The sequence below is a fragment of the Trueperaceae bacterium genome (assembly GCA_031581195.1).
Taxonomy (GTDB): domain Bacteria; phylum Deinococcota; class Deinococci; order Deinococcales; family Trueperaceae; genus SLSQ01.
Genome location: JAVLCF010000151.1, coordinates 1 through 4,177 on the forward strand (window position 1 = coordinate 1; position 4,177 = coordinate 4,177).

The window sequence follows — 4,177 nt, forward strand, 5'->3', positions numbered from 1 at the left end:
CCGGTTCGCGTGCCGCGAGGTCGATCAGGCCGTCCGCCAACCGCTCGAGGTCGTCGCGGCGCGCCAGCTTCGCGCGCCCGTCCTGCGGCAGGCCCGACGCACCGTAGTGGGCGCCGGCCAGCTGGCCGTACACCGCGCCGGTGGTGTCGGCGTCCTGCCCGAGGTTGACGACCTTCAGGGCGCCGCTGCGGAAGTCGTCGGTGGAGGCGAACGCCCACAGGGCCGCCTCGAGGGTCTTCACGACGTACCCGGCGCCGTAGATCTCCGGGGGTTCGCGGTCGCGGTACGACCCGGTCACGACCTCCTGGATCCCGTCGGCCAACGGCGCGTCGGTCCAGCGGTCGGGTGCGAAGCGTTCGGGATCGAGGATCGCCGCCTTGGGCGCCCCCTCGAACGCCGCGAGCAGGAGGTCGGTGAAGGCGCGGCAGGCGTCGACCGCCGCATCGTTGCAAGGGCGTATCAGGTCACGGGCGTGGGTCGCCGACCTCCCGGAGGAGCCGCTGGCGGGCATCCCCGTCGAGGGGACCGACCCGAAGGTAGCGCCCGTCGAAGTAGGCCTCCACTCCACGCCACGGCCACCCGTTCTCCACCGTGACGTTCAGGCCGCCGTCGAGGAGGGTCGCCACAAGCGTCGTCGTGACGCGCTCCCCACCGACCTCGGTGGAGCGCGTGAGGGTCGCGCGCGTCCCGCCGTCGTCGAGGTCCGCGGCGCCGACCAGGAGACCGACGTGGCGATGCCCGCCGCGGACCACCTCGAGGCGAAGGGCGAGGCGACCCCGCTCGAGGGGGACGGCGCTCACGGCGCCGCCGTACCCGTCCACCCAACGCCCGGCCCAGGCGCTCGTACCGTCCGTCGCCGGGTCGGGAAGCGGCGGCGCGCCCCGCCCGTACGTCGTCACGACCGCCTGCAACCATTCGGTCCAGGTGGCGGTCGACGCGCTCAGGTCCCGCCAGTACGCCGCGGTCACGACCTCCCGTCCGTCCGGCACGCCGGCGTCGAAGCGGGCGAAGCGCCGGGCGCGGTCGGGCCGCCAACGCAGGAACGGCGTGAGGTTGGCGGGGAGGTCGGCCGCCATCGCGGCCGGGAGGGCGTCCAGAGCGACGGTGTAGGTCGTGACGCGGGCGCGTTCGGCCTCGAGGTACGCCGCCCGCGCGCGAGCGGCGTCCGGCTCGAGCGCCTGCGCCCCGCCGACCGTGACGACGAGCGACGCCGTGACGGCGATCGCGGCGCGCACGACGCGGACGCGGATCGCGGCTGTACGCACGCGACGGGCGGCGGTCCGCGTCACGACGCGTCCGTGGCGGAGGGCCCAAACATCTCGGCGACGAGACCTTTCAGGTGCGTCTCGCTCACGTCCAGCACCCGCGCGATGCGTGCGATCGCCTCCCCCTCGCGGGCGTCGAGGTCGCCGTCCGCGCCGGCGACGGCGAGAGCGGCCTCGAGGATGCGCTCCTTGCCCTGCGCGTTGAGGAGCAGCTCGAATCCCCCCAGCCGATCGAGGAGTGCCCCATCGACGGCGTCGGCGTGACGGAGGGCGGCGTCCAGCCGCTCGGGCTCGAGGGGGTGCGACGCGATGGCCGCGAAGATCTCCGCCAGGACCTGGCGTTCCTCGTCGCGGACGACGCCGTCGGCCACGGCGATGGCCGCCATCACGTGCAGCATGGCCTCCTCGAACAGAGCCACGAACGCCTCCCGGTCCTGGCGGTGCTCCAGGACCGCGGGATCGAACGTCCCCCGGCAGGTGCCGCACTCGACGTACTCGACCGGATCGCCGGTCGCGAAGAGCGGGATCCAGTACAGGTGCCCGTGCTTCTGGGCACGGACCCGTTCGTAGGGGGCGTCCTTCCCGCAGGTCGGGCACAGGAACGTCCCACGGTCGGTCGTGCGCTTTACGGCGCGGGTGCCCCAGACCAGCATCAGCGATCCCCTCCGTTCGCCCCGCCGGTCGCGAGGGCGCGGGCGGCCTCCGGACAGGCGGTTGCGAACGCGCGGAGGCTGGCGCCCGATGGTGCGACCTCCTCCGCGTCGCGGTCGGCGTCGATCGCCACCATTCGAGCGAGCGGCGCGAGGGCGGCGTGGTCGGGGGTGGCGTGCGCGTCGATGACGTCGCGGGTGAAGCGGGACCGCTCGAGGAACACATCGAGCGCGTCTCCATCGAGGTACGTCGTGCCGGGCGGGAGGCTCGCCTCGAAGTCCGCCCGCCAGCGCCAGTACCGTTCGGCCACCTCGCAGGCGGGCCGGGCGGTGGCCTCCCGGACCTCCGCGTCGTGGGTGCGTTCGGCGTCGACGAGCCAGAACACGCCGGTGGTGAGGGCCACCAGGAGGAACCAGCCCTGCCAGGTGATCCGCGCCAGCACCTCACCCACCTCCGAGGCCCGAGGGCGTCGAGGGCACGGCGTCCAGGCGCCCGCGCGGCACCGCCCAGGCACGGGTGTCCAGCCCCGCCGACGTCCCGCTCAGGACGGCCCATTGGATCGGGATCGTCGCGCCGCCCGGTGCGGTGGGGCCGGTGCGGGAGGTGCCGACGCGGTCGGGTCCGTCGGGCGTTCGGACGGCGGGGGCGCTCGCGGCGAGGGCGATGCCGACGACGGGGTCGAGGGGGTCGCGGTGAGCTCCGTACCCCGTGGCGGGGACGGCGGGGTGGCGGCGGTGCATCCGCCACACGAGCGCCCGATCGGCGCGCCCGCCCACCGTGCGGGGCGCGCGGTCGGCGCGCCGAATTTCGAGGGGGACGACGCGACCGCCGCGGGCGGGGAGGTCGTGCCCGCGCGTGACGTCGGTGCGGGCGTCGCGCTCGGACGCGCCGGACGCCGCAGGGAGGGGGACGTGGGCGGCGTCGCCGCGTTCGTGGGGCGTGACGGGGGGACGCGCGTCGCGGAGGTCGGCGGGGAGCAACACGACGACAGCCTAAGAACGCCAACGCTTTTTGTCAATGCCAATTCGTGTTGCGGCGGGTGCGACGCTCCTCCGCCCGACATCGGCCCGGCGCTCGGCGTCGGGCCGAGCGTGCCCCTCACACCGCGACGTGCGCGCGTCGGACGTCCGCCCCGCCAAGCGTGCCGTTCCCGCGCGACTCAGACCGGAGTGCGCCCAGCGAGGTCGATCAGGCGGTCCGCCAACCGCTCGAGGTCGTCGCGGCGCGCCAGCTTCGCGCGCCAGTCCTGCGGCAGGCCCGACGCACCGTAGTGGGCGCCGGCCAGCTGGCCGTACACCGCGCCGGTGGTGTCGGCGTCCTGCCCGAGGTTGACGACCTTCAGGGCGCCGCTGCGGAAGTCGTCGGTGGAGGCGAACGCCCACAGGGCCGCCTCGAGGGTCTTCACGACGTACCCGGCGCCGTAGATCTCCGGGGGTTCGCGGTCGCGGTACGACCCGGTCACGACCTCCTGGATCCCGTCGGCCAACGGCGCGTCGGTCCAGCGGTCGGGTGCGAAGCGTTCGGGATCGAGGATCGCCGCCTTGGGCGCCCCCTCGAACGCCGCGAGCAGGAGGTCGGTGAAGGCGCGGCAGGCGTCGACCGCCTCGGTCGCGCCGTGCGTGGTGCGCGAGGCGTCCGCGGCGCGCTGGCGGGCCCGGGCCGGCGTGTGGGCGTAGGCGATCGGGACCGGCGCGAGGCGCATGAGGCTGCCGTTGCCCGCCGACATGGGGTCGGTCGAGCCGGCGTACGGCTCGCCGGTCCGCTCGAAGTGGCGCAACGCCGTCGCCGTGGTGGCCCCGATGTCGAAGCACGCCCCCGTGGACGACCACACCCCGTCCCGGAACCAGGCGACGTAGCGCTGCATCTGGTCGACGGGGTCGAAGCCGTCGTGGACGACGAGGCTGTCGGCGAGGGCGGCGGCCATGGAGGTGTCGTCGGTCCAGGCGCCCACCGGAAGCCGGAACGGGCCGCCGCCCACCATGTCCTCGATCGGCTCGAACGTGCCGGGCTTTCGAAACTCCAGCGTCGTACCGAGCGCGTCCCCGATGGCGAGGCCCAGGAACGCGCCGCGGGCGGCGTCGGCGAAGCGGGGGTCGTCGGCAGGCTGAGGCATGTCGGACGCTACCCCGGTTCGGCACACCGGACCGAACCGGGGGGCCCCGGGGCGGGCTGGAGGGGACGTGCCCCCGTGAACCCAAGAGAAGGGGGCGGTGCGCACGGCACCGCCCCTCCGGAGCTCCCCCGACCCCGCGCGCCTACGG

General features: G+C 74.9%; 6 protein-coding genes. All 6 read right to left on the reverse strand.

Annotated features, from left to right (window positions below; translation table 11 throughout):
• Positions 1-511 (reverse strand): ADP-ribosylglycohydrolase family protein (locus RI554_10655; protein MDR9392476.1); only part of this gene is annotated, 511 nt, incomplete at its 3' end.
• Complete coding sequence (locus RI554_10660) at positions 465-1,265, reverse strand: hypothetical protein (GenBank protein MDR9392477.1); 801 nt, start codon at positions 1,263-1,265, stop codon at positions 465-467. The genes RI554_10660 and RI554_10655, both read right to left, overlap by 47 nt.
• Before the next feature lie 20 nt (positions 1,266-1,285).
• The gene (locus RI554_10665; protein MDR9392478.1) at positions 1,286-1,918 is read right to left on the reverse strand and encodes a TerB family tellurite resistance protein; all 633 of its coding nucleotides are present in this window, start codon (positions 1,916-1,918) and stop codon (positions 1,286-1,288) included.
• On the reverse strand, positions 1,918-2,358 hold the full coding sequence (locus RI554_10670) for a hypothetical protein (protein MDR9392479.1): 441 nt from the start codon (positions 2,356-2,358) through the stop codon (positions 1,918-1,920). Before RI554_10670 ends, RI554_10665 begins: the two co-directional genes overlap by 1 nt.
• A 1-nt stretch (position 2,359) precedes the next feature.
• Positions 2,360-2,899, reverse strand: coding sequence for a hypothetical protein (locus RI554_10675; GenBank protein ID MDR9392480.1), 540 nt, complete (start codon positions 2,897-2,899; stop codon positions 2,360-2,362).
• A 176-nt stretch (positions 2,900-3,075) separates the two neighbouring features.
• Entirely contained in the window at positions 3,076-4,029 is a 954-nt protein-coding gene (locus RI554_10680) for an ADP-ribosylglycohydrolase family protein (GenBank protein ID MDR9392481.1), read from the reverse strand.
• Positions 4,030-4,177 lie beyond the last annotated feature (148 nt).

Bases quoted from the DNA above. Each gene is read 5' to 3' on its own strand.
- RI554_10665 (MDR9392478.1), bottom strand. From the start codon at position 1,918: ATGCTGGTCTGGGGCACCCGCGCCGTAAAGCGCACGACCGACCGTGGG.
- RI554_10680 (MDR9392481.1), bottom strand. From the start codon at position 4,029: ATGCCTCAGCCTGCCGACGACCCCCGCTTCGCCGACGCCGCCCGCGGC.